The 25,295-nt window shown below is 45.7% G+C and carries 20 protein-coding genes and 1 other annotated feature; of the genes, 15 read left to right on the top strand and 5 right to left on the bottom strand.

Annotated elements, in window-relative coordinates:
- The first annotated feature begins 3 nt into the window (after positions 1–3).
- Positions 4–603: a hypothetical protein gene (locus tag JOE49_RS21710; RefSeq protein ID WP_023989339.1), complete on the top strand. Its 600-nt coding sequence runs from the start codon at positions 4–6 to the stop codon at positions 601–603.
- Positions 604–776: 173 nt separating this feature from the next.
- A complete protein-coding gene (gene gndA / locus JOE49_RS21705; RefSeq protein ID WP_028540540.1) occupies positions 777–2,183 on the top strand; it encodes an NADP-dependent phosphogluconate dehydrogenase in 1,407 nt (468 codons plus the stop codon).
- 246 nt (positions 2,184–2,429) lie between these two features.
- Here gndA and JOE49_RS21700 read toward each other — a convergent pair whose 3' ends face one another.
- A complete protein-coding gene (locus tag JOE49_RS21700) occupies positions 2,430–2,735 on the bottom strand; it encodes a rhodanese-like domain-containing protein (protein ID WP_160790156.1) in 306 nt (101 codons plus the stop codon).
- A gap of 269 nt (positions 2,736–3,004) precedes the next feature.
- Between JOE49_RS21700 and aroA the strand changes: the two genes are divergently transcribed.
- From aroA to ptsP, 4 genes are all read left to right on the top strand, one after another.
- Entirely contained in the window at positions 3,005–4,297 is a 1,293-nt protein-coding gene (aroA, locus tag JOE49_RS21695; protein WP_209942778.1) for a 3-phosphoshikimate 1-carboxyvinyltransferase, read from the top strand.
- 33 nt (positions 4,298–4,330) lie between these two features.
- Positions 4,331–4,765 carry a CoA-binding protein gene (locus tag JOE49_RS21690; RefSeq protein WP_013310932.1) on the top strand — a complete coding sequence of 145 codons (435 nt, stop codon included), beginning with the start codon at positions 4,331–4,333 and terminating at the stop codon, positions 4,763–4,765.
- 300 nt (positions 4,766–5,065) lie between these two features.
- Entirely contained in the window at positions 5,066–6,949 is a 1,884-nt protein-coding gene (locus tag JOE49_RS21685; RefSeq protein ID WP_023989337.1) for a glucose PTS transporter subunit IIA, read from the top strand.
- Complete coding sequence (gene ptsP, locus JOE49_RS21680; RefSeq protein ID WP_023989336.1) at positions 6,946–8,691, top strand: phosphoenolpyruvate--protein phosphotransferase; 1,746 nt, start codon at positions 6,946–6,948, stop codon at positions 8,689–8,691. The genes JOE49_RS21685 and ptsP overlap by 4 nt, the downstream gene beginning before the upstream one ends.
- A 187-nt stretch (positions 8,692–8,878) precedes the next feature.
- Here the strand turns inward: ptsP and JOE49_RS21675 are convergent, their stop codons facing one another.
- Positions 8,879–9,415 carry a type 1 glutamine amidotransferase domain-containing protein gene (locus tag JOE49_RS21675; RefSeq protein ID WP_053325723.1) on the bottom strand — a complete coding sequence of 179 codons (537 nt, stop codon included), beginning with the start codon at positions 9,413–9,415 and terminating at the stop codon, positions 8,879–8,881.
- Between the two features lie 338 nt (positions 9,416–9,753).
- Here JOE49_RS21675 and JOE49_RS21670 point away from each other — a divergent pair, with 338 nt between their 5' ends.
- From JOE49_RS21670 to JOE49_RS21655, 4 genes are all read left to right on the top strand, one after another.
- Positions 9,754–10,200 carry a hypothetical protein gene (locus tag JOE49_RS21670; RefSeq protein ID WP_023989334.1) on the top strand — a complete coding sequence of 149 codons (447 nt, stop codon included), beginning with the start codon at positions 9,754–9,756 and terminating at the stop codon, positions 10,198–10,200.
- A gap of 101 nt (positions 10,201–10,301) precedes the next feature.
- Positions 10,302–10,643 (top strand): bacillithiol system redox-active protein YtxJ, encoded by a 342-nt coding sequence (gene ytxJ / locus JOE49_RS21665; RefSeq protein WP_013310927.1) that lies wholly within the window; start codon positions 10,302–10,304, stop codon positions 10,641–10,643.
- A gap of 107 nt (positions 10,644–10,750) precedes the next feature.
- The gene (gene ccpA, locus JOE49_RS21660) at positions 10,751–11,758 is read left to right on the top strand and encodes a catabolite control protein A (protein WP_023989333.1); all 1,008 of its coding nucleotides are present in this window, start codon (positions 10,751–10,753) and stop codon (positions 11,756–11,758) included.
- A 114-nt stretch (positions 11,759–11,872) separates the two neighbouring features.
- Complete coding sequence (locus JOE49_RS21655; RefSeq protein ID WP_068941485.1) at positions 11,873–12,571, top strand: 5'-methylthioadenosine/adenosylhomocysteine nucleosidase; 699 nt, start codon at positions 11,873–11,875, stop codon at positions 12,569–12,571.
- A gap of 12 nt (positions 12,572–12,583) precedes the next feature.
- Here JOE49_RS21655 and JOE49_RS21650 read toward each other — a convergent pair whose 3' ends face one another.
- Positions 12,584–13,216, bottom strand: a complete 633-nt coding sequence (locus JOE49_RS21650; RefSeq protein WP_023989332.1) for a GNAT family N-acetyltransferase — start codon at positions 13,214–13,216, stop codon at positions 12,584–12,586.
- A gap of 246 nt (positions 13,217–13,462) precedes the next feature.
- Here JOE49_RS21650 and acsA point away from each other — a divergent pair, with 246 nt between their 5' ends.
- Positions 13,463–15,178: an acetate--CoA ligase gene (gene acsA / locus JOE49_RS21645; protein WP_028540545.1), complete on the top strand. Its 1,716-nt coding sequence runs from the start codon at positions 13,463–13,465 to the stop codon at positions 15,176–15,178.
- 118 nt (positions 15,179–15,296) lie between these two features.
- On the opposite strand, the gene JOE49_RS21640 is transcribed toward acsA, so the two are convergent.
- Complete coding sequence (locus JOE49_RS21640) at positions 15,297–18,320, bottom strand: penicillin-binding protein 1A (RefSeq protein WP_069080013.1); 3,024 nt, start codon at positions 18,318–18,320, stop codon at positions 15,297–15,299.
- Between the two features lie 135 nt (positions 18,321–18,455).
- Positions 18,456–18,722, top strand: a binding site (T-box leader).
- Positions 18,723–18,788: 66 nt separating this feature from the next.
- On the opposite strand from JOE49_RS21640, the gene tyrS reads away from it, so the two are divergent.
- Both tyrS and JOE49_RS21630 read left to right on the top strand, forming a co-directional pair.
- Positions 18,789–20,042 carry a tyrosine--tRNA ligase gene (gene tyrS / locus JOE49_RS21635; protein WP_013310921.1) on the top strand — a complete coding sequence of 418 codons (1,254 nt, stop codon included), beginning with the start codon at positions 18,789–18,791 and terminating at the stop codon, positions 20,040–20,042.
- Between the two features lie 199 nt (positions 20,043–20,241).
- Positions 20,242–21,111 carry an AraC family transcriptional regulator gene (locus JOE49_RS21630; RefSeq protein ID WP_068941495.1) on the top strand — a complete coding sequence of 290 codons (870 nt, stop codon included), beginning with the start codon at positions 20,242–20,244 and terminating at the stop codon, positions 21,109–21,111.
- 79 nt (positions 21,112–21,190) lie between these two features.
- Here JOE49_RS21630 and rpsD read toward each other — a convergent pair whose 3' ends face one another.
- The gene (gene rpsD / locus JOE49_RS21625; RefSeq protein WP_025723468.1) at positions 21,191–21,790 is read right to left on the bottom strand and encodes a 30S ribosomal protein S4; all 600 of its coding nucleotides are present in this window, start codon (positions 21,788–21,790) and stop codon (positions 21,191–21,193) included.
- A gap of 436 nt (positions 21,791–22,226) precedes the next feature.
- Here rpsD and JOE49_RS21620 point away from each other — a divergent pair, with 436 nt between their 5' ends.
- Both JOE49_RS21620 and JOE49_RS21615 read left to right on the top strand, forming a co-directional pair.
- Positions 22,227–24,212, top strand: coding sequence for a sensor domain-containing diguanylate cyclase (locus JOE49_RS21620; RefSeq protein WP_028540548.1), 1,986 nt, complete (start codon positions 22,227–22,229; stop codon positions 24,210–24,212).
- A 194-nt stretch (positions 24,213–24,406) separates the two neighbouring features.
- Positions 24,407–25,258, top strand: coding sequence for a hypothetical protein (locus JOE49_RS21615; protein WP_023989325.1), 852 nt, complete (start codon positions 24,407–24,409; stop codon positions 25,256–25,258).
- Positions 25,259–25,295 lie beyond the last annotated feature (37 nt).

The following is a 25,295-nucleotide window of genomic DNA, read 5'->3' as shown; positions in this document are numbered from 1 at the left end:
GCCGTGAACAAGGGCTGTGAGGTAGAATATTGCAATCTAGAGCTCCGGTTTAGCCGTCGGCATATCCATAATCTGATCAAGGATTTGATATCGGAAGGGTATTCGCTGTACTGGAGCGAGGATGAGTCGTACCTGGTTTTGTCGGTGAGAACCGGCCGCAAGCTGGTGAAGCTCCGTTTTCAACAGCTGCGTACAGGACACTACAAGTTGGCTGGAGATTATGTAATCCGCGATGCCAAGCTGGCTGAGTGGTTGGAGAAGCTGATTGGAAGCACCCGAGGTCATGCCATTGTCAAAAGAGTTAAGGATCATCATATTTTAGTAGAAAATATTTTGTTCGGTGAGGTTATTCGTCTGGTCGAGGTTACAGGCTTTAAGCAGCGTGTCATTTATCAGAAAGGACCGGTGCTGTCCGCACAGGAAATGGAGGATATGTACGCTTCCAATGAAGGGGAAACCCGGCTGCTGCTGCTCAAAATGGAAGTAGACGATGAATTGGAGAAACTGTTCACAGCGATGACAGACGGAGATAAGGCTAAAATCGGGAATTGCCATGAACGCCTGCAAACGCTATCCCACCAACTGTTGATGATGGAAGTGTAATACATCTGAACACCTCATGAAAATGGGGTGTTTTGATCTGTGAATAGACAGGGGTTCACTTCTGACACCAAAAACGTTAAAATAGAAGTGCACGTGTTCCGATTCACATAAAGTGTAATGCGGTAAAGCGGCGATGTAGAAGACAAAATATGTTGCAAAGGATGAGGAACCAGATGGCAAAACAGCAAATTGGTGTGATCGGCCTGGCGGTAATGGGTAAGAATTTAGCCCTTAATATTGAGAGCAGAGGCTTCACCGTCTCGGTTTTTAATCGCTCTCCAGAAAAAACGCACGATCTTATCAAAGAAGCAGAAGGTAAAAAACTGACGGGTACTTTCTCTATTGAAGAATTTGTGAACTCATTGGAGTCACCCCGTAAAATCCTGATCATGGTTCAAGCTGGTAAAGCAACAGATGCCACGATTGAACAGCTTGTGCCTCATCTGGACAAGGGCGACATTATTATAGACGGAGGCAATGCCTACTTCCCTGATACACAGCGCCGCAGCAAGGAGCTGGAGGAAAAAGGACTTCGTTTTATTGGTACAGGCGTATCCGGTGGTGAAGAAGGTGCCTTGAATGGTCCTGCTATTATGCCGGGTGGACAAGAAAGTGCCTATAAACTGGTAGAGCCAATTCTGACGGCAATCTCTGCTAAAGTGGAAGGCGACCCATGCTGTACATATATCGGTCCCGACGGTGCTGGTCACTATGTAAAAATGGTGCATAACGGTATCGAGTACGGCGACATGCAATTGATCGGTGAAGCTTATCACCTGTTAAAATCAGTCCTGAACGTGAATGCGGAAGAGCTTCATGAAATCTTCACGGAATGGAATAAAGGGGAACTGGACAGCTACCTGATCGAAATTACAGCTGACATCTTCTCCCAATACGATACTGAAACAGGCAAGCCAATGGTAGACGTTATCTTGGATGCTGCTGGTCAAAAAGGTACAGGTAAATGGACAAGCCAAAGCGCTTTGGATCTGGGTGTGCCATTGTCCATGATTACCGAATCCGTATTCTCCCGCTTCTTGTCTGCTATGAAAGACGAGCGCATTGCGGCAAGCAAAGTGCTGAGCGGTCCTAATGCTGAGTCCTTCAGCGGCGACAAAAAAGAATTTATCGAGAGCGTACGTAAAGCACTGTTTGCAAGTAAAATTGTGTCCTATGCTCAAGGTTTCGCTCAAATGCGTGCAGCTTCCGATGAATATGATTGGGATTTGAAATACGGAAAAATCGCTATGATCTTCCGCGGCGGTTGCATTATCCGCTCGCAATTCCTGCAAAACATCAAGGATGCATATGACCGCGACCCTGCCTTGAAAAACCTGTTACTGGATTCTTACTTCAAAAATGTAGTTGAAACGTATCAAGATGCATGGCGTCAAGTGATTTCCGTAGCTGTATCTCAAGGTATTCCAGTGCCTGGCTTCTCCAGCGCGCTTGCATACTATGACAGCTACCGGACTGAGCGTTTGCCAGCAAATCTGCTGCAAGCACAACGTGACTACTTTGGTGCCCATACGTTCAAACGTGTGGACAAAGAAGGCGTATTCCATCATCAATGGTTCTAATGAACGGACGGATATGCATGAATAGCATTATGTAATACAACGGAAGCTTTTTTGCCCTATGGGTAGAAGAAGCTTCCGTTTTTTAATTTTTAATTATGGATATCATTCTAGGGTAGTAGAGGATTGTGTAATCTTTTGAGGCTATGGTATGATAGGGACAGAACGTTTTAATGCATTACCGCGTCTAAGCTTTGAGTTAAAACAAAAGAGACGGGAAGTTCCCGTCTCTTTTGTTAAGTAGGTTTTCTATTGCTCCTGTGCCCATTGCAGCATGCCGCCGGTCATGTTAGTACAGCCTTCATAACCTAGCTGCTGTAGATATTCGCAGGCTCGTTCACTGCGATAACCGCTCCGGCAAATAAAGATAATTTCACCGGTGCGTTCAATTTCTTCAAGACGACCCGGAAGTTGTCCGAGCGGAATGTGCTTGGCACCTTCAATCATGCCTTCCGCTACTTCTTCCGCTTCGCGGACGTCGATTAATTGCAATTGCTCTCCTGCTTGCAGACGTGCGCGCAACTCAGAAGGTTCAATCAGGGCGATTTGCGTCATGGCCGGACCTCTTTTCTGATAAATAATGGGTGCTGCGTATGTTTTTGATGTGTGCAAAATGTCACACATACTCTATGTATGATAGCTAAGCTATCTCTAGGCTGTCAATTGGCTTAATCCTAAAGGCAGGTATAGATTAATTAACCGACGGGATTCACTCGGGCGACCTAGATTAATATTTCTTATTTTTTGGGTGGAGAAATGAATGCTACAACTTGTATAATTAACGTAAAATAGGATGGTTTGAACCGAAAAGGAGCATGTACATTATGGATGTTATCGTTAGACCTACCCCTTCCTTGCAAGGAGAGATTGGGGCCCTATCCTCCAAAAACTACACTACCCGTTATCTGCTCACTGCGGCACTTGCTGAGGGACAAAGTACCATTTATTATCCAGCCCATAGTGAAGACAGTGATGCTATGCGTCGTTGTATCGCCGATCTGGGTGCAGTACTGGAAGAGGATGATGAAAAAATAGTTATTACAGGTTTTGGTAGCCATCCTCAAGCTGTGAAGGAATTGAATGTGGGAAACGCAGGAGCGGTGCTCCGTTTTTTGATGGGTATTGCATCTCTATGTCCGGATGTTACATTTGTTAATACATATCCCGACTCATTGGGTAAGAGACCACATGATGATCTAATCGATGCACTGGGGCAACTGGGTGTGGAAGTAGATCATCGTGAAGGTAAGTTGCCAATTCGTATTCAGGGTGGTCAGGCGAAGGGCGGTAAAATTCAGGTGTCCGGCTCGGTTAGCTCACAATATTTGAGCGCCTTGCTATTCCTTACGCCTTTACTGGAGGAAGACAGTGAAATCGAAGTGCTGCATGACTTGAAATCCAAGGTGGTCATTGGGCAGACCCTGGAGGTATTGCAAGAGGCTGGTATTATCATTCATGCAAGCGATGATTACATGTCTTTCCGTGTCCCGGGGCGGCAATCCTATCAGCCACGTACGTATATTGTACAGGGAGACTATCCAGGGAGTGCAGCGGTGCTAGCGGCTGCTGCAGTAACGAATTCTGATGTTACCATTCATCGTCTTAAAGAGCAGAGCAAACAGGGAGAACGCGCTATCGTAGATGTGCTGCGCATGATGGAAGTGCCACTGACACACGAGAACGATACCGTTGTCGTGAAGGGCAATGGCCGATTGAAAGCTGTCGAGTTTGACGGTGATGCTGCAACAGACGCTGTGCTTGCAATGGTGGCTGCGGCTGTATTTGCTGAAGGCACGTCCCGCTTTTATAACGTGGAGAATTTACGGTATAAGGAATGTGACCGCATTACCGATTATTTGAATGAGCTGACCAAGGCTGGAGCTCGGGTAGAAGAACGCCAAGCGGAAATTATCGTACATGGCAGACCGGAGGGTGTCGAAGGTGGCGTGGAAATTAACGCGCATTTTGATCACCGTGTTATTATGGCCTTGACGATTGTAGGTTTGCGTTCACAGAAGCCGTTAGTGATCAAGGATGCACATCATGTCGCCAAATCGTATCCGCAGTATTTTGATCATCTAACGACGCTTGGTGCTTCTGTAGAATGGGTAAAATAAAAGCAAACGAAGATGCGAATAGGAGGGAACAGGATGGCTTTTGAAAATCCGTCGAGAGAAGAGATTAAAACCATTTTGGAACAAGTAGGCAATATTGCGGTTGTTGGTTTGTCTGATAAATCAGATCGAACCTCTTATATGGTTTCTTATGCCATGCAGAAGCGGGGATACCGGATTATTCCGGTTAACCCTGCGGCGGCAGGGCAAACGATTCTTGGGGAGACTTGTTATGCCAGTCTTGCTGAAGTACCTGAGCCTGTGGAGCTGGTCAATGTATTCCGCCGCAGTGAATACTGTGCAGAGGTTGCGCGTGAAGCAGCAGCTATTGGAGCTAAGATTTTGTGGCTTCAACAGGGGATTATAAGCCAGGAAGCCGCTGACATTGCGCAGGAGCATGGAATGACGGTTATTATGGATCGTTGCATTAAGGTGGAGGACTCAGTGACCCAGGCTGTACGTAAAGGATAAACAAGGATCAGTGACCCGTGCTATACGCACATGAAAACCTTCTTCCCTTGCTTCACAGGGTTGAAGGTTTTTGGTGCGAAATGAGGAATATGGTAAAGTATATTATACTTTTAGCAATCCATATAATGTATGTATGCCTGATGATGAAAATGGTCTAGACGGATTCATAGTGTTATCTTTTGTGGTGATAAAGTTTTTTGACCTGTAGAAGCGTAAATAAATATTTTGGCAGATGGAATCATTGCTTTGACAAAAGTATTTATTCGGCTTACCATCAGGGATAGAAAGGAGAGGAATGCCATGAATTGGCTCGGATCCTTACAACAGCTCGGTCGTGCTGTCATGCTCCCGACGATGGTGCTACCAGCCGCTGCAATATTGCTAAGTCTCGGCAGCCTTCCTTGGTCCACATGGGGATTCCCTATGGTGTCTGATATGGCAAATGCGGCGGGACATGGGATTTTTTATTTTTTGCCATATTTATTTGCGGTTGGTGTTGCACTGGGGATGTCGAATCAGGCAGGTCAGGCGGGACTGGCAGCATTAGCTGGTATGGCTATATATGATCAGGTCACATTGAGATTTGGAAACGGACTCATTCAACCGGCGACGCTCATTGGTATCATTTTGGGGGTCATTTCAGGGGTGGCTTATAATCGCTTCAAAAGCATCAAATTGCCCGAGGTGCTTCAGTTTTTTGGGGGTACCCGATTTGTTCTGCTGCTTATTGGCCTCTTTTCGGCTGTGTTTGCAGGACTCATGCTAATTATTGCCCCACTCATACAGAGAGGGCTGCAATTTATAGTAGGTCTGGAATCGAGCTTGGGCGGCTTTGGACTGTTTATCTACGGTATTCTATATCGGTTGCTGGCGGCCTTTGGTCTGCACCATCTGCTTAATAATATTTTTTGGTTTCAACTGGGTACATATAAAACGCCGTCTGGCAACGTTGTGCAGGGAGATTTACCCCGGTTTTTTGCTGGCGATCCGACAGCGGGCTATTTCATGTCCGGGTTGTTCCCCATTATGATGTTTGCGATCCCTGCCATTGCGCTGGCGATCATTCAGGAAGCGCGTGAAGATTTGAAGCCAAAGGTGCAAAAAACATTTTTGACGGCTGCGCTTGTCTGCTTTTTTACCGGAGTGTCGGAACAGATCGAGTTCGCCTTTTTGTTTGCAGCACCTTATTTGTTCCTCGTTCATGCGGTTATGTCTGGGCTGGCCATGTGGCTTACCTTTGAGCTGGATATTCATCACGGATTTTCCTATTCGGCGGGTTTTATAGATTATGTCCTTAATTTTCATCTCTCACATAACGCCTGGTTGTTAATTCCAGTGGGAGTGGCATACGGGCTTGTGTATTATGTACTGTTTCGATGGGCTATCCGGCGGTTCCGTATTCCAACTCCTGGGCGCGAGGAAGGTTCGGTTCTGGAGGATTGGGCCGGCAATATTCCTTATAGTGCTCCGCTTATTTTGGAAGCACTTGGCGGGAAGGAAAATATTGTGCAGGTGGAGGCCTGCATCACACGTTTGCGGCTGACCGTCCACAATGACAGACTGATCGATACCGGAGCGATGAAGGCTTTGGGATCGGCCGGGCTTATCAATCTGGGTGGAGGTAATTTGCAGGTTGTATTCGGAACGTATTCAGAACTGATTCGTGAGGAAATCGCGAAGCTGATGGAGCGTGATCTCCCTCAAATTTTGTTCAACGCTCCTGTACATGGAAAAATGCTCCCGATTCATGAAGTGCCTGACAAAATTTTTGCGACGAAGCTGGTCGGGGACGGTGTTGCTTTTGTTCCTGAACGTGGTGAACTTGTGTCTCCAGTGTATGGTACTGTGATGCACTTGTATCCGACTATGCACGCTTTAGGCATCTCCACACGAGAGGGACTTGAGGTTCTGCTCCACATAGGGATTGATACTTCACAGCTAAAAGGAAATTTTACTGCTATGGTAGAAGCAGGCGATACGGTGGAACCGGGGCAATTGCTGATCAAATTTGATTTGCAGGCGCTGCGAGAGCAAGCTCCATCACTGGTGACTCCTATGGTCATCACGAATCCGGATCGCGTCAAGTCGTGGAGCTTTGCTCCGTTTAAAACAGTGAAAAAAGGTCAGGCCTCGGTAATGTCCGTTGTGCTGCATGACAGGAATGTTGGAGGGGTAGAAACATGATAGAAGGCATCGGCGCCGCAGCAGGTGTGGCAATCGGGAAGGCATTTGTCCTGCCGAGCTGGGAGTGGGATTTACCTGATCAAAAAATGGATGCGGTAGATCTTGCAAAGGAATTTGAACGGTTGTATGAAGGGATACGCACATCCAAAAGTGAGATCCAGTTTATTAAGGATGAGTTTCGAGAGATGGTGGGGCCGGAGGAATCCAGCATTTTTGATGCTCATCTTGCGATATTGGAAGATCCAGAATTCATGAATGAAATTCGCGGAATTATTGAGCGTCAGTATAAGGCGGCCGAGGTGGCCGTGAAGGAAGCCATTGATCATTTTGTAACAATGTTTGATTTACTGGATGATGAATATATGAAGGAGCGGGCAATCGATATCAAAGATGTGGGAAACCGGCTGCTCAAGCATTTGCTGGGTGCACCGGAAGTGACTCTTCCCAAGGATACACAGCCCTATATTCTGGTAGCCAAGGAGCTCTCACCCTCCCAATCGGCACACTTGAATCCTAGCTATGTTTTAGGGATTGTAACTATGAATGGTGGGAAAACATCACATTCTGCGATCATGGCCCGCGCACTTGGTATTCCACTCGTTTCAGGACTGGAGAGCAATCTGAATTTGCCCGTTCAAACGGGAGATATGATGGTTGTGGATGGAGACCTGGGCAAAGTTTATGTGAATCCGGAAAAAACGGTAACTGATCATTATAAAATTTTGCGTGACGAGCAGCGACGCAGAAAAGAGCAGCTTCAGGTGCTTGCTTCTGTAGATGCCGTGACCAAGGATGGAACCACCCTGAGGCTAGCGGCCAATATTAGTTCGATTAAAGAGCTGGAGGCAGCTTTGAAGCATGGCGCTCAAGGTGTGGGACTGTTCCGCACGGAGTTTTTATACATGGATCGCAAATCTGCTCCAGATGAAGAGGAGCAGTATGAAGTATATCGGCTGATAGCGGAAAAGGCAGGAAACCACTCTGTAGTCATCCGTACATTGGATATCGGTGGAGATAAGCCGTTGGACTATCTTCAACTACCAGAGGAAGAAAATCCTTTTCTAGGTTACCGTGCTATACGGATCAGTCTGGATTGGAAGGAATTGTTTAAAACCCAGTTGACTGCAATTTTAAGAGCCAGTGCAACGGGAAATATCAAGGTAATGTATCCGATGATCTCATCCGTGGAGGAGGTCCGCCAGGCAGATGCTCTTTTGAAGGAGGCTATGGCGGATTTGGATGCAAGAGGGCTTGCCTATAATCCGAACATTCAGCGTGGAATCATGATTGAGGTACCGGCAGCAGCGATGATCGCTGATCTATTGGCAGCTGAAACAGATTTTTTTAGTATCGGAACGAATGATCTGGTTCAGTATGTGCTGGCTGTAGATCGTATGAATGAGCAGATTGCACATATGTACCATCCATACCATCCAGCTGTACTTCGAATGTTGCGCATGACTGCACAAGCGGCACATCAAGCAGGAATTGATGTAAGTGTATGTGGTGAGATGGCTGGAGATGAACGTTCCGTTCCTCTTTGGCTGGAACTGGGGATACATCAACTCAGCATGTCTCCCCAATCTTTGTTGCGGGTCAAGCATCGTGTGCTGAATACGACTGCATCTGAGGCAACGACAGTCGCTCAGGTTTGCTTTGGCATGTCCACTGGTGCAGCGATCGAAGACAAGCTGACTGCAGCTAATGTCAGCTGCACTCCGGCCGGGCCTGGACGGCAGTAATATATAATGTCCGCAAAGCTTTGCACAGCCAACACCCCGTACTGTTGAGCTTGTCGTAGCAAACCTTAATGGCGTAGCACGGCTTGGACGAAAAAGAACCTTCAAAACCACTTATTCATGGTTTTGAAGGTTCTTTTTTTCATCTTGTTGACAGCCTCTTGAGATTACGGAAAATTAACTTAATCTCTTATTTCTGGGTGTTATCTGCTAACAAATCGCAGAACGCTTTTCCGTAAGGTGGAAGATCAGGCGGCCGACGAGCAGATACAATATGTCCGTCCGTCACAACTGCCTCATCCTTCCAAATAGCTCCTGCATTCTCCATATCATCACGAATACCTGGTGTGGAGGTTACCGTAACACCATCCAAAATTTTAGCAGAAATCAGTACCCAGCCTGCATGGCAGATTTGTCCAATCGGCTTATGAGCAGCATGAAACTCCTGTACGAGTTGAATTACCTTGGGATAGCGGCGCAGTTTATCAGGTGCCCAACCGCCAGGGACGAGAATCCCGTCATAATCACTGCTATTCAGTTCCTCAAAGGCATATTCCGCTTCAGCAGGTACGCCATATTTTCCAATATATTTTTTACCTTTTTCCGCACCGGCTAAATGCACTTCTGCGCCTTCTTCACGAACACGGTAAATCGGATACCACAGCTCCAGATCCTCGAATTCCTCATCCACCAGGGCGATAACCTTTTTTCCGGCAAGTCTTGACATCCAACCATCCTTTCGTGCGTCACATGATGACACCTCTGTTTTGTAATCTGTACTTTTACATCTTAAGAAAAAGAACGCTCGAAGTCCATTCCTTCGCAGATTCTTATGTTAGTAGTCTGCTCTTTGACAGCAATTGTCGTCATTTTCTGACCCGCCAAAGCTTTGGTAATTTGTTCATAGCTGCAATCTGTGGAAGGATTTGAGGTCCCAAAGTCGAAATAAAACAAGGTATGATAGATTTAATGGAGTTAACAATTATTTATTAGACTAGTAGATAGATATATTTGGATTCTGATGAGATCCTCGTATAGTTTGATCCTACGTAATGAGGTGGTTAAATGCAGAAGCAATGTCAATGTGGCAAACCGATGGGACTGGAACTGCGAAAGGTAATCTATGCGGGCAAGGTTGAAATTTTGCACGTCCCTGTATTCTCATGCTCGTCATGCTTTTCCAGTGAGGTTTTGCAGCATGTGACGAAGGACATTAAGGCACTATTACAAAGTCTAGGGAGCAAACCTACGGCACGGAGAATATCTTTTGCTCGCAACAATGAACTGGCAGAAATAATTCGCAAGCTTGTATTGGAGGAAGCGGACAATCCCAATGTGGATTGGCAATCTGCTTTGGAGGAGCGCATGGAGCTTCGAATTAATCTCTTACTGGATCTTTATCGCTATGCGAGAAGTCTGGGAGACGAAGATTGGATGAATGATGTAGAGAAAAAATTGGTTCAATTATCCGGTTTTACCAGTGAATCGGTATTTACGAATACAAAAAACTAAAAAATATGAAAATTTTCATGGTCACCATTGGATTTTACATGTTCTTTTTGTTACGATGTGAATAGGCCATACGACAAGACACAGAAAGGAATGTATATCCAATGGCGACGATGACAAAAATGACTACTGTTCAACAATTAAATACGGCTCTGGAAGCGTCATCAGACAAGCCGTTGCTTCTCTTTAAACATAGCACACGTTGTCCGATAAGTGCAGGCGCATATCAGGAAGTGGAGTCCTATTTGCATGGCGCTCCCAACGAAAATATTGAATACGGTATCATTTATGTAGTAGAAGATCGGCCGGTGTCCAATGAAACCGCGGACAGGCTTCAGGTGAAGCATGAATCCCCGCAGGCCATTTTAATCAAGGGCGGAGAGGCTGTTTGGCATACATCCCATTCGAATATTACAGCCCGTGCACTCCACGATCATCTCACATAGATAGAATGTGTGCTGTCGTTGCATAAAGTAGTATTTTGTCGTATCATGGTTCTAATTAGTTGATCTAGGATTCGGTTGAAAATTTATTGGCAATGGAGAGAAGGAATGTGACGGTAACGATCTATGATGTAGCTCGCGAAGCTGGTGTCTCAATGGCCACAGTGTCCCGCGTAGTTAACAATAATCCTAATGTGAAACCTCAGACCCGCAAGAAAGTGTACGAAGCGATTGAACAATTGGGATATCGCCCAAATGCGGTCGCTAGAGGTCTGGCCAGCAAGAAGACAACGACCGTCGGCGTGGTTATACCGGATATATCGAACTCAATTTTTGCAGAAATTGCGCGCGGTATTGAGGATATAGCGAATATGTATCACTATAATATTATTTTGTGTAATGCCGACAAGCGAAAAGAAAAAGAGATTCGTGTCATCAACACATTGCTTGAAAAGCAAGTGGATGGTCTTCTGTTCATGGGTGGTACAGTAACGGACGAGCATATTCAGGCGTTCCATACAGCTGCGGTCCCTATTGTTCTATGTGCAACGAGTGATGAAAAAGGAAGCTATCCTTCGGTCGATATCGACCATGAAGCCGCTGCTTTTGATGCAGTAAACACGTTGATCCGCCATGGACACCGTCAAATCGCAATGATCAGTGGTACGCTTCAAGACCCTGCAAACGGCTATGCACGTTTCCAAGGTTACAAGAGAGCACTGGAAACAGCCGGAATTGATTATCAGGAGGATCTCGTGCGAATCGGGAACTACCGTTATGAATCCGGTGTCGAAGCAATGAAATATTTTCTCGGCCTGAAGAAGAAGCCAAGTGCGATTTTTGCTGCTACGGATGAAATGGCAATTGGTGCGATCCACAGTATTCAGGATGAGGGTTTGAAAGTTCCTGATGATTTTTCGGTAATCAGTGTTGACAATATTCGTATGGCCTCTATGGTTCGTCCTCAGCTGACAACCGTCGCGCAACCGATGTACGATTTGGGTGCGGTAGCGATGCGTTTGCTGACCAAGCTGATGAAAAAGGAAAACGTGGAGAACCCTCGCGTTATTTTGCCGCATGAAACTATTTTGCGGTTGTCAGTTAATTATTTAGACTAGATGCAGTGCTGAATAGGATATACCTTCGATGAAAGCTCCTTTGATGGAGCTTTTTTCGCGGATATAAAGCTTCTTATGGACATCATCATCAAACCAAGAATAGAGGGATGCGTAATGAGCCGACTTTACGGATTAATGGGTGCTATGGATGAAGAAATTGAATTGCTGCTGGCAGCGATGACGGAAGCGAGCAAGACGGTCAAGGCTGGAATCACGTACACCACAGGAATCATTCACGGGCAAAGAGTCGTTGTCTGCAAATCCGGTGTAGGCAAGGTTAATGCTGCGGTAACAACACAAATCCTGATTGATCATTTTGGTGTAGAACAGATTATATTTACGGGAGTGGCAGGGGCAGTTCATCCCGATTTAAACATTGGGGATATTGTCATCTCATCAACATGTATGCAGCATGATATGGATGTAACGCCTTTGGGTTATGCCAGAGGGGTCATTCCTTATCAGGACACCTCAGAGTTTGTGGCTGATCCCGAGCTTGCAAGTCTAGCTGAGCAAGCCTGCAAATCGTTTGGCGATCGGTATATTGTCGGCAAGGTACTTTCTGGCGATCAATTTGTTGCAAATCGTGAGTTAGTGACTGCATTGCATCAGGAAATGGACGGTGCTTGTACCGAAATGGAGGGTGCAGCTGTGGCTCAGACAGCTCATATGAACGCTGTGCCTTATGTTGTCCTACGATCTATGTCAGATAAGGCTGATGGATCGGCTCACGTTAATTATGCTGAATTTACGGTAGAAGCTTCACATCGTTCGCATCGTATTGTGGAGTTCATGCTCAAGCATTTGGGATAAGGGTATAATTTTTTAATACATGAATCTTCGGACAAACCGGATATGGTCAAACTGCTCCTGTGATGCGAGGGGCACATCCTTTCCCATTCGTACCATCAGACAGTTAGCAGGATGTGAGCATATTTCAGGATCATCCGTGGCGTACCAGACCATATCTACAGTTTTCATCAGACGTTCCATCATGCGGCGGTATTCCCATACGGAGAGACCGCTGCCTTTTAAATCCCAATGCCAATAGTATTCGGTGGTAAAAATAATATAGGATTCAAGTTGTCTGTCCTCAAAGGCAATCCGAATCATTCGGCTACCCAGGCCCAGACCACGATAGTCATCGGCTACCTCAACAGCTCCAAGTTCCAGTAAATCCTTCATGCCAGCTTCCGACCAGCGCTCCATCTCATCTGGGTAATGAAAAGTAACATATCCCAGAAGGGTTTCCCCGTTGTGGGCAATGATAATTCTGCCTTCTGGCAGTTCTGAAATATCCACCAACGCGTCGAACTGTTCCTTTGGTTTGCGAAAGGCATCTAATTGCTTGTGCATTTGAAATGAACGCAGTTGATCCGCGGATACGGGGCCTTCTACATAGATTGTTTGTCCGTTATGATCCAGCGTGTCCAAGTGGTACAGTTTTAAATGCTGCATGTGTACGCCCTCCTTGTTCGCCATGAGCTCGTTCCTCATATCCCCTACTTATAGCAAAAAAACAATTAAATGAAAAGGATGGTCGTCACATCCTGACCTATGATATACTGTTTTAGACATAAAATGTTCACAATTAAGTGCTTAAATCAACCAGTACACCAAAGGACTTCATCTGCTTTATTGATTTTGTAAGCGTTATCTTGTTCTGTGTGATTCTCATTAATCCATTGTGAGGAGGCTTAACGCATGAAGATTGAAGAACTCCAGACTGTAGTTCCCACATCCAACATGGGCCCGTATGAACAAGCTTACAACAACTTTCAGTGGGAGGATGCAGAGCGTCATTTTACGTGGTATGAAACAGGCAAGGTCAATATGGCACATGAAGCCATTGATCGACATGTACAGGAAGGACGAGGTGAGAAAGCGGCACTATTGTATTGTGACGCAAACCGTCATGAAACCTACACCTTCTCTCAGCTTCGTGCTAGCTCTAACAGGTTCGGAAATGTGCTGCGGAAATACGGTATTGGTAAAGGGGAGCGGGTATTTATTTTCATGCCACGTTCACCCGAGCTGGTTATTAGTTTACTTGGTGTTCTAAAGGTAGGAGCTGTTGTCGGTCCATTGTTTGAGGCGTTTATGGAAACTGCGGTTAAGGATCGATTGGAGGATAGTGGGGCAGTGGCATTAGTGACCACACCTGCGCTTCTGTCACGGGTAAAACGTGAGGAGCTTCCTGAGCTGCGACATATTTTTGTGGTTGGTGATATGGATGCACGCGAGCAGGGGATTATCGATTTCGAGACAGAAATGCTTATGTCCTCAGAGGAACTTGAGCCAGAATGGTTGAATCGTGAAGATGGATTAATTATTCACTATACATCAGGCTCAACAGGCAAGCCCAAAGGCGTGTATCATGTGCAAAATGCGATGATTCAGCATTACTATACTGGCAAAATGGTGCTGGATTTGCGGGAAGATGATGTGTATTGGTGTACTGCTGATCCTGGCTGGGTCACGGGAACATCATACGGTATTTTTGCTCCATGGCTAAATGGGGCGACGAATGTCATTCGTGGGGGGCGTTTCAGCCCGGAAGACTGGTACCGCACGATTGAGCGTCACGAAGTGACCATATGGTATAGTGCTCCTACAGCGTTTCGGATGCTGATGAGCGCAGGGGAGCAGGTTGTTTCCAAATATGATCTTAGCAGTCTGCGGCATGTATTATCCGTTGGGGAACCGTTGAATCCAGAAGTGGTGCGATGGGGATGGCAAGTGTATACACAGCGAATTCATGATACTTGGTGGATGACGGAAACAGGAGCACAGTTGATCTGTAATTACCCTGAGCTGCCAATTAAGCCGGGTTCGATGGGAAAGCCACTCCCAGGTATTCAGGCTGCTATTTTGGACGACAGAGGGCAGGTGTTGCCTCCTGACCGGATGGGCCACTTGGCGATCCGTACACCATGGCCATCCATGATGAATCGTATATGGAACAATCCGAACAAGTTTCAGGAATATTTCCGCTTTCCCGGTTGGTATGTATCGGGTGATTCAGCTTACATGGATGAGGACGGATATTTCTGGTTTCAGGGTAGGATTGATGATGTCATTAACTCCTCCGGGGAGCGAATTGGCCCTTTTGAGGTGGAGAGCAAGCTTCTGGAGCATCCTGCAGTAGCGGAAGCCGGAGTCATTGGAAAACCAGATACCGTGCGGGGAGAGATTATCAAGGCTTTTGTTGCACTGCGTGAAGGCTATGCACCGTCTGAAGCTTTACAGCAGGACATCTATCGCTTCGTTAAGGAAGGGCTGTCTGCTCATGCTGCTCCACGCGAAATTGAGTTTAAGGAAAAGCTACCCAAAACCCGTTCCGGTAAAATTATGAGACGCGTGTTGAAAGCCTGGGAGCTTAACCTTCCTACAGGTGACTTATCTACCATAGAGGATTGAAGTGCTGTGCATATTAGAATTAAAAAAGGGAGTCTCCAAAGCCTTAATGGCTAAGGGGACTCCCTTTTTGATAGGGTGAATCTCATATTCACCCTATCACTTTCTGCTTTGTCTTCTGTTATGGACGGACGGCTCCGGAAGGAGCCGATTCCCCCATGGCATTCATGGAAGTGACACGAAACCAGCCTTTTGGCTTTTTCCCCGACTTATATTCAAAGCTGGGAGATGCGGTAGAGCCTATGTTTGTAAAAGGCTCCGCACCGCTTTCGCTGTAATACACGTTATAGCCTGTAATAGCGTCCGCAGACTTACCTGCGCTCCATTGGAGCGCTACGGATGAGCCAGCGGCTTTAGCTTGAGGCTGTCCAGGGGCAGTAGGAACCTCTGTAGGCTGTGCACCTGTTCCATCTCCCTCGCCCGGAACGTCTGGAGACTCAGAATCTGCAGGTGGCACCACAGGTGCTGCGCTTGCTTTCGTGCTTGGCCCAGACTCATGGCCGCCTACATCAACGGCGGTCACGTAGTAGCTGGAGCTGCTGCCCCCAGGGCTGTCAGAGAACACCTTGGAGCCGTCAGCCATAACAACCTTGCCAAGCCGTTGGAAGCTGCCCCCATCTGTAGAACGATACAGACGGTATCCTACGACGTCGCTGTTTCCGCTTGGGCTAAAGCTGATTATGGCTTTGCCGTCACTATAGCTTACGTTGACGCTAGATGGAGCGTTAGGGGCTGCTCCATCGTCCTTGCGTGGATCAATCTGAGTAGGAGCTTCCTTATCTGCATCCTGAGGCAGATAGTAGGACAACGAATTATGTCGTCTCATCACCTTGAAGGCTTGCTGAAGCTCTTTAATCAATTCTGAGATGGGCTTTTCCCGTTTTCTAACGGTCCGTTCATATAACATATCATCCGGTGTACCATCGCGTGGAATATAATTCACACCTTGGTAGGTAATATATTTCGCACGGCTCACACCATTTTCACTGTTTTTAGGTGGATACTTACTGTTATAAATGTCCGAACCATACGCGGATGCTGTGCGGCTTACAATGCCGTCAGGTCTCTTGAAGCTGTCCGTTTGGAACAGCTGGGCATCTTTAGCTGTTACTTCATTCATGATTAGAGCCCATAAGCGACGAGCCCGCTCTTTTTGGACTTTCGTTTCAAGCTTATTGACAGGTTGCTTGTAACCAACCCATACACCCAGCGTGACGTCAGGCGTAAAGCCCTCGAACCAAACATCAGTGTAGGATTGCGTAGTGCCTGTCTTGCCGGCAATCGGAATCTTGCCGGATTGATCAAAGTTCCGCTTCACCAGTCTGCCTGTGCCTTCCGACACGGCTGTACGCAACATATCCGTCATCAGGTAGGCGGTTTGCGGTGAGAAGGCCTGCACAGGATTAGCCTGATGCTTATATACAATATTGCCTTGCGAATCCACAATCTTTTCGATCATATAGGCGTCATTAAACACACCGCCATTTGGAATGGCTCCATATGCATTCGTGAGTTCCTCGACAGTCACCCCATGGGCCAAGCCGCCAAGTACACCCGTTTGAGCGTTGTTATCACTGGATTCCAAGGTGGTGATACCCAGTTTTTTAGCAAAAGCCCAAGCGTTGCTAATCCCTACTTTTTCGTTAAACAGCTTGAGTGCTATCGTATTTAGCGATTGATTCAGTGCATAACGCGCCGTAACCAATCCTTGATAGCGGTTGTTAGCATTTTTCGGAATGTGATATCCATTACTGCCATCTTTCAAAATAATAGGGGCATCATCCACGATACTACCAGGCTGCACAAGACCGCTGTCCAATGCAGGGAGATAGGCAGCAATCGGTTTCATTGCCGAACCTGGCTGACGTACCATCTGCGTGGCATAATTCATCTGCTCCTTTTGGAAGTCCCGACCTTCCATCATTCCAAGAATGGCGCCTGTTTTATGCTGAATCAGAATAGCCGCTGCTTGTTCGTCACCCTTGGTTTTACTAGTGGCAGAGAAGTTGTTTTTATTTTCTGCAATTTGACGCATAGATTTGTAGACGCTCTTATCAATGGTGGTGTACACCATATAACCGCCTGTGCGAAGCTGCTGTTCAGCTTCTTTGAGTAAATCGTTATCGTCCTTGGTCTTGGCATCTGCACTGGCATTAGCTGCTTGACCCGGATTGGTGACAGACATGAGTGCCTGCGCAGCCTGTCGTTCTGTTTCCATCATAAGGTATGGATAGGTGTTATAAGCTTTAACAGTGCGTGGTGCGAGAGATTTTTTGATATCAAAAGCCATCGCTTCATCATACTGTGCTTTATTGATTTTGTTCTCCTCCAGCATTCGACTGAGCACCAGGTGCTGGCGGTTGATGGCTCTTTTAAAGCCAGCTTCATTAAACTCGCCCTTACCGTTGTAAGCAGAATAAGAAGAAGGAAGCTGTGGCAAACCTGCCAGATAGGCGGCCTGGGCTACATTAATCTCGTTCAGATCATTCTCATTAAAAATACCTTTGGCCGCTGCTTTAATGCCAAAGACGTTGTAACCGCTTGAACCGTTACCAAAAGGTACTTTATTGAGATAGGCCGTAATAATTTGCTGCTTGCTCAGGAAGCGCTCAAGGCGCAGAGACAGCAAAATTTCTTTGACCTTGCGGTCATCTGTGCGATCGAGATTTAGAAAGACACGACGCGCAAGCTGCTGGGTGAGGGTACTCCCCCCGGTTTGTACGGATTCATGCAGCGCCTTTTGCTTCACAGCACGCAGCGTTCCCGACAAATCGACACCTTTATGCTCATAAAAATGATTATCTTCAATGGCAATGACTGCGTCAATGACGAGTTGTGGAATCTCCTTAAACGTGACAGGTCTTCGATCTTCTTCTGTCCGAAGTTGTCCGATGGGAGAGCCATCATTGAAATAAGCGAAGCCTGTAATTGCATTCTTATCTACTTCCTGTAGGATCATGGATCTGGAACGCACGGGTTCGCTTTTTACAATAGAAGCAACATAGCCAGCGGCGGCCCCCCCTGCAAATAGTGCCCCCATAAAACCGATGATGATGACCCACTTTATGACACGGCCGAGCCTTCGCATGGTTGTCCTCAAGCGGGAAGGCTTTGGCGCTGATACATTGTTTTTTTCTTCAACCATTAAGTCTTCCTCCTTTATAACAGCCATTATTATAGCATAAAATTACAAAATGAACCCATATGCTAAAAAGCCTGTCTTTTGGTGTCGTTGACTACATAAATGCAGTGTGTTATAAATAGGTCAAAGTAAATATCGTGAAAAGCAGAGAAAGACTTCAGTAGAAGGCGGATTCACGTTGTACAGAGAGCCGATGGGTGGTGTGAATCGGTAGCGTCCCTCCTTTGAATTACCGTCTGGAGCTGTCTGGATGAATGGAAAGCATTTGCAGGTTTGCGAAGCTACCATAGTAATCCAGTACCGGGTGTAGGCCCGTTATAGGAATGAAGTGAAAGAAATGTCTGTCTTTGACATGCGTTTCTTTAATTAGGGTGGTAACGCGAGTAGCTCCTTCTCGTCCCTTGGGATGAAAGGGGCTTTTTGGTTTGTCTAATATGTAATATTTTGGATGAAAAATAGGAGGTATACAGGATGAAGTGGGAAGAATTGAAGCCGGAGCAACAGGTAGAGGTCGAGCGACAGCTAGAGGTGATACAGCGGGGTGTGGCGGAAATTGTACCGGAGGATGAGCTGAAGCGTAAGGTAATCAAATCGGTCGTTAGCGGCGAGCCGCTTAAAATTAAGCTGGGTCTTGATCCATCTGCGCCCGACATTCACATCGGACATACGGTTGTTATGCACAAACTGCGCCAGTTCCAGGAATTAGGCCATCAAGTGCAACTGATTATCGGAGATTTTACAGGCAGAATTGGTGATCCGACAGGTAAATCGGAGACTCGTAAGCAACTGACTGAGGAAGATGTACAGCGTAATGCACAAACGTACAAGGAACAAATTTTTAAAATTCTCGATCCTGAAAAAACAAAGGTATTCTACAATTCCGAATGGTTAGGGCCAATGTCTTTTGCTGATGTAGTAACCCTGTCGGCCAAAGTAACGGTTGCCCGTATGTTGGAACGAGATGATTTTACAAAAAGGTACCAAAACGGATTGCCGATCAGCATCCATGAGTTCTTTTACCCGCTGATGCAGGGCATGGATTCCGTGGCTCTCCAAAGCGATATTGAATTGGGGGGGACGGATCAGAAGTTTAATCTGCTGATGGGCAGAACCCTGCAAAAAGAATACGGAGTTGAGCCGCAGGCTACTATTACATTACCATTGCTTGAAGGGCTGGATGGCGTCCAGAAGATGAGCAAAAGTTTGGGGAACTACATTGGTGTTGATGAGGAGCCGAACGAAATATACGGGAAATCCATGTCCGTTCCTGACGAGCTGATGCTGAAATATTTTGAGCTTGCAACGGATATCAACAACGAGGAGCTGGCAGAGCTGGCGAAAGGTGTTAAGGACGGCTCAGTACATCCACGTGATGCCAAAATGAAGCTGGCTGGAACGTTAGTGCGCATGTACCACGGCGAAGAAGCAGAGGAAGCAGCGAAGCAGCATTTTGTGACCGTATTCCAGCAACGTGCGCTGCCTGACGATATTGAAGAGTTCACCTTGACGGCTGATCAGTTAGAAGAAGGTGGCATTCGTGTGATCCAGTTGCTGACTCATCTGGGCTTTGCAGCATCAAATGGTGAAGCCAAGCGCAGTATTCAGCAGGGTTCGGTCAAAATTAACGAAGAGAAATGGACCGATGTGAACGAAGCATACACGCCGAAGGAAGGCGACATTGTGCAGGTAGGTAAACGGAAATTTGCTAAAATCAAGCTTGGATAATGAAAATATATTCAAAAGCAGCACTGAGATTGTATCGATCTCAGCGTTGCTTTTTTTTCTGACAAGTGAAAAGTCATGGTAAACTTAGCACAAATAATCAAACATGTAGGTAAAGAGTTATACATAATGAAAACGTGGGTTGCACAATTTGGGTGTAGGATAGATAACCAAAACAATTACAAGTGCGGGGAAGGATTATATGGACTATTTTAAACGAATTCAGTGTGCGATTGAGTTTATTGAATTGAATCTCCGGGAGGATTTAAAAATTGCCGAGATTGCTTCACAGGCATGTTTTTCAGCTTTTCATTTCCAACGGGTTTTTCAGGCCATTTCGGGTTTTACGGTTCAACAATATATAAGAAGGAGAAGATTGTCCGAGGCGGCTGAACAGCTAAAACAATCCAATCAAAAAGTGTTGGACATTGCTATTGAGTATCAATACAACTCACAAGAAGCTTTTACCCGCGCTTTTGAAAAGAATTTTGGGATCACCCCTGGCAAGTATCGTAACGGTGATATCGAGTTTCCTGCGCAAAGTAAAATCAATTTTCTGGATTACCAAAAAAATACGATGGGGGATTTGGATGTGAATAAGCCGGTGATATTGCAGCTCGAAACAGTTAAAATTGTAGGATATGAATATAAAACAAATCTGAATAATGAGCAGCACTATAAAGAAATCCCAGGGTTTTATGGGCACTTTGGAGCAAATGAATATTTTATGTTTATCCCGAACAAAATTGCACCGGGAATGTCATATGGGGTTGCCTGTCGATTTGAAGACAACGGTGCATTTTCATTTGTGGTGGGCGAGGCAGTTGAAAAAGAGTCAAAAGAACTGGCAGAGGGTTTCATATATATGGAGATTCCAGCAGGGAAGTATGCTGAGTTTGACGCTTCGGGTTCAGATGGACGGGTTCAGAATATACGAGACTTTATCTATGGCACATGGCTTCCTAATTCTAATTTTGAACGGAGGGAGGGGCCTGATTTTGAAATTACGGACGTGATGAATTCCTCCTATCCAGATCACTTGAGTATGAAGGTATACATCCCCATTGAATAAAACCCTCAGGCTCGATGCATAGGAAATATAAAAAAAGCACCCGAATAAATTCGGGTGCTTTTTGGTGCTAATACAAGGATTAGCGGTTGTAGAATTCGACGATTTGTTTTTCATCGATATCTTGGGACAATTCGCCACGCTCAGGCAAACGAATGAATTTACCTTCCAGAGCTGCGTCATTGTACTCCAGGTAAGCTGCCAAGTGGTTGCGGTTTTCCAAAGCTTCTTTAATGGAAGACAGGGAACGACTTCTTTCACGAAGACCGATCACGTCGCCAAGACTTACTTGGTAAGAAGCGATGTCAACTTTTTTACCGTTCACAGTAACGTGACCGTGAGCTACCAATTGACGTGCGCCTGCACGGGAATTAGCAAAGCCAAGACGGAACACAAGGTTGTCCAGGCGGCTTTCCAGCAAGAACATAAAGTTTTCACCAGCGATACCGTGCATGTGTTGAGCTTTGTTGAACAGGGTACGGAATTGTTTTTCACCCAAGCCGTACATGTGACGCAGCTTTTGTTTCTCTTGAAGCTGCATACCGTAGTTGCTGATTTTTCTCCGTTGGTTTGCACCATGTTGTCCCGGAGGGAAAGGGCGTTTCAATTCTTTACCTGTGCCGCTCAGGGAAATACCGAGACGACGGCTCAATTTAAATTTAGGACCAGTGTAACGTGCCATTATAGAGTTAACTCCTTCATAATTAAAATTTGAGTTGGGGCTCTCTTTGCGCTCCAATTTGTTCGGCGCTACCAATTAAGGTAAGACGCACTACTGACAGAAAAGTTCAGCCGCTGTCCTGTCAGCAACAAAAAAGATGAGGGTGACACAAACTGTTACGCCCAAAATTTAAGATCCGCACAGTAGATAGTTCTGCCGTACAGTCTTTTTCATTAATATATACTATATGTAAGAGTGGGTCAATGTCAAGAAAAGAAAAAGAATGAAAACGTCAGAATTTGTCGATAGGGCTTAAGAACTAAAAAAGTGGGACGAATTTCTGAAAAATGGATGCAAATTTCTAGAGTTGAGAGTAAAATAGATCATATTATGAGCTATAGTGGTGTATAGCCGCTGTCTTGGTACAGCTAATTTTGCTGTGAAGGAGCGCCTTAATATGTCGGAATTTTCAACAACGGATCAGCAAATGCTTGACAGTAAAACAGTCCAGGCTGGCGGTGCTCCGCTGTTTGATGATAAAGGATATACGTCTTTTGCCTGGCTCCAGAACATGGATATGACACCCTATGATTTCCCCTATATTAACCAGCTGCTTGTCCAAGGATATCGGAGTTGGTTACAGCAGAGCAATGGTATATCCTGGATTAACGAAGAATATACTGCTGTTTTTAATTTTATAGGTGTTCGTGTTGCTGGTAGGGAAGAAGATGATGACGAGGATTTGGATTTGGTCGAACGTTGTTGCATATCTAGAGAGATGGAAGTGAGTCAGCGCAAACTTCGTGATGGAAGCCTTGCGTTTGTGTATATGGTTCCCATACTATGCCGTAATTACAAGAGGGAGCCCTTTGCCGCTCTTCGTTTTACACGGCCTGCTCAACATTCTGTCTCAAATCAGGACACATTGTTAGCAGCTGCTTTACATTTTAAATCCTGCTTTTACTCGAAGTTTGAGTATATATTTATGGAAGATATCCTTGGGATGCAGAATCGAAGCGATCGTGAAGGTAGACGCCGTTCTATTTTATTTCAGATTGTAAAACGGATGCATGACAAAATTGACGTGGAAGGCGTGCTGGATGAGGTATTCGGGAGCATCGCCTATTTGTTTCCCCATGTAGATATCACCTTGTATATGAGTCAGGATCGACACAGTCGCAATCCGCAGGTCAAACCTTTGCTGCTGCATGAACGGGACGAAGATGTATGCGTCCGTGCATTTATGAAAGGGCAAATGGCTGTGAATGAGCCTGTCGGTACACAAGATGAAATGACTGAAATCGGCATCCCATTACGTGGCAAGCAGGGTGTATACGGTGTTTTCCATATGATCCTTCCATCGGGTGCGGATAGTATGAAAAAAGTGGATGTAGAGCTGATTGCCATGATGGCGGATACGGCTGGCACTGCATTTGAAAATGCGAAGCTGCTTGAGCAGTCTAATGTACTTATTCATGAATTGCGTCTCATTAATGAACTGGTTCAGCGCTTGAATCAGAGCCTGAAGTTAAATGAAATATTTGAATTTGCCGTGCAGGAGTTATTAAAAATGTTCATGGCTGACTTTTGTTGTATTGTACAGCTTGATCAGGATGGAAGCTGTTTTAAGGTCATGTCGAGTAATGTGGAAAGCTTAAAATTAGAAAGTTACCCTCATGAAGAGGGATTTGCTGGACTGATACGCAAAACAGGAGAACCAGTGATTGTGTCGGACTATAGAAAGGATGGGAAGATAACCTCTCATTTTATGGATGCGACGGACTCCCAGTCTTTGATGGCTGTACCTATGAAGACCAGCGGTACTCCTAGAGGGGTTATACTATTGTCCAGCAAGCTTCCACACTTTTTCTCTTATGATAATTACAAAATGCTGCAAATGCTAGCCCCTCACATCGGGTTGGCGGTAACCAATGCTATGCTGCACGCTGAGGTGCGACGTTTGGCTAATATGGATATGTTAACAGGTCTGTATGTACGTCATTATGTGGACCAAATCATTCAGCAACATCAGGAAAAGGATTTCTGTGGATCTCTTATTTTGGTAGATATTGATCAATTCAAACAGGTGAACGATACGTATGGGCATCAGACGGGTGACGAAATTCTGAAAAGCGTCAGCAATATCGTTCGTTCGGCGACTCGCGATGAGGATGTATGTGCCAGATGGGGCGGCGAGGAGCTTGCCATTTATTTACCGCAGCTGGGGGTACAGCAGGCGCTCGGATATGCAGAAAAAATACGTTACCGTGTACAGCATGAAACCGAGCCTCAGGTGACTGTTTCTTGCGGGATTGCTGAATGGAACTGGCTGGACGAGCAGATCAGTATTGAATCTTTATTTTATAGCGCTGATATGGCCTTGTACGAAGCGAAAAATGAAGGACGCAATCGAATAGTTGTTGATCATGTAGCCAATGTGTAGAGAATATTCCTTAGGGAGTGTTCTCTTTTTGTCTTGCATAACCCATTGCAGACAGGTAATCCTAAACGTAGCTTTATCGTGTGTATGTTTGAACTATAGGGAAACACGATAAAGTGAACCAGGTAGCATAACTGCCTTGAAGCAGGATTATTGCTCATGAGTACAGTTATGTTCAGGATAGGATGGATGATGGGATGCATTGGAGAAAGCAATGGGTGATGCAGGTTTGTGGTGTGTTCCTTGTGATAGGTGTGTTAAGTGGTTGTGCACTGGATCGACAATATACTCCTGAGCAGATTTTTAAGAGATCTGTTGCAGGAATGGCTGGCAAAGAGATGGTAACGTTTACTGGACGGACTGCAATTAGAGCTGACAGTGGTCTGCCAACGAATAAGCAGTTTGAATATCGCGGTAGGCTAAGAAATCACGATGAATTGATCATGCATTGGGGCTCTACAGAAGCTTTTCGTAAGCAAGGTGGCTACGTAGCCCTGCAACAAGGTAAGTCCGAGCATGATGTTACACAAGAACATTTTCTTCGTCAGAGTGGAAAATGGGTTGCGCTGACATCCGGTTATCCCCCTCTGGGTGGAAATGGTATGTTAAATCGCTTCAATCCGATTCAGGAGCTTGAGGAATTAAATACACTGAATAAGAGCATTCGTATGGAAACGGGAGCTGCCCGGGGAACTTGGATGTTGAGGATTGAACCGGAATCTGCTTCGGCAAAGCGCTGGTTGAAAGATCGTTTAATAAAAGAAATGAATACGTTAAACCCTCAAATCGGGATATTAAAAACGCAGCATACAGGAACGAATCGAGAACTGCAAAAGAAGCTGACTCAAGTATGGTCACAAAGTTGTGAGGATATGAGCAACCAGTTGGAGCAATCCATTGTGCGTACTGTGTATCATCTGACCATAGATCGCCAAACAGGTTTACCCTTAAAGCTTTCATCGGAATGCAGGATTTCCCGACAGGGAGTGAATGAAGAGCTGCATCAAGAGGCTTTGATAACCAGAGTTACTTTTGAGGACTACAAGTAACGGAGCGGGCGTGATACAATGAATTTTGAATTAACCA

Source organism: Paenibacillus sp. PvR133 (assembly GCF_017833155.1).
GTDB lineage: Bacteria > Bacillota > Bacilli > Paenibacillales > Paenibacillaceae > Paenibacillus > Paenibacillus polymyxa_B.
Note: the sequence above shows the minus strand (reverse complement) of the source record. Positions and strands in the feature narration are given on the sequence as shown.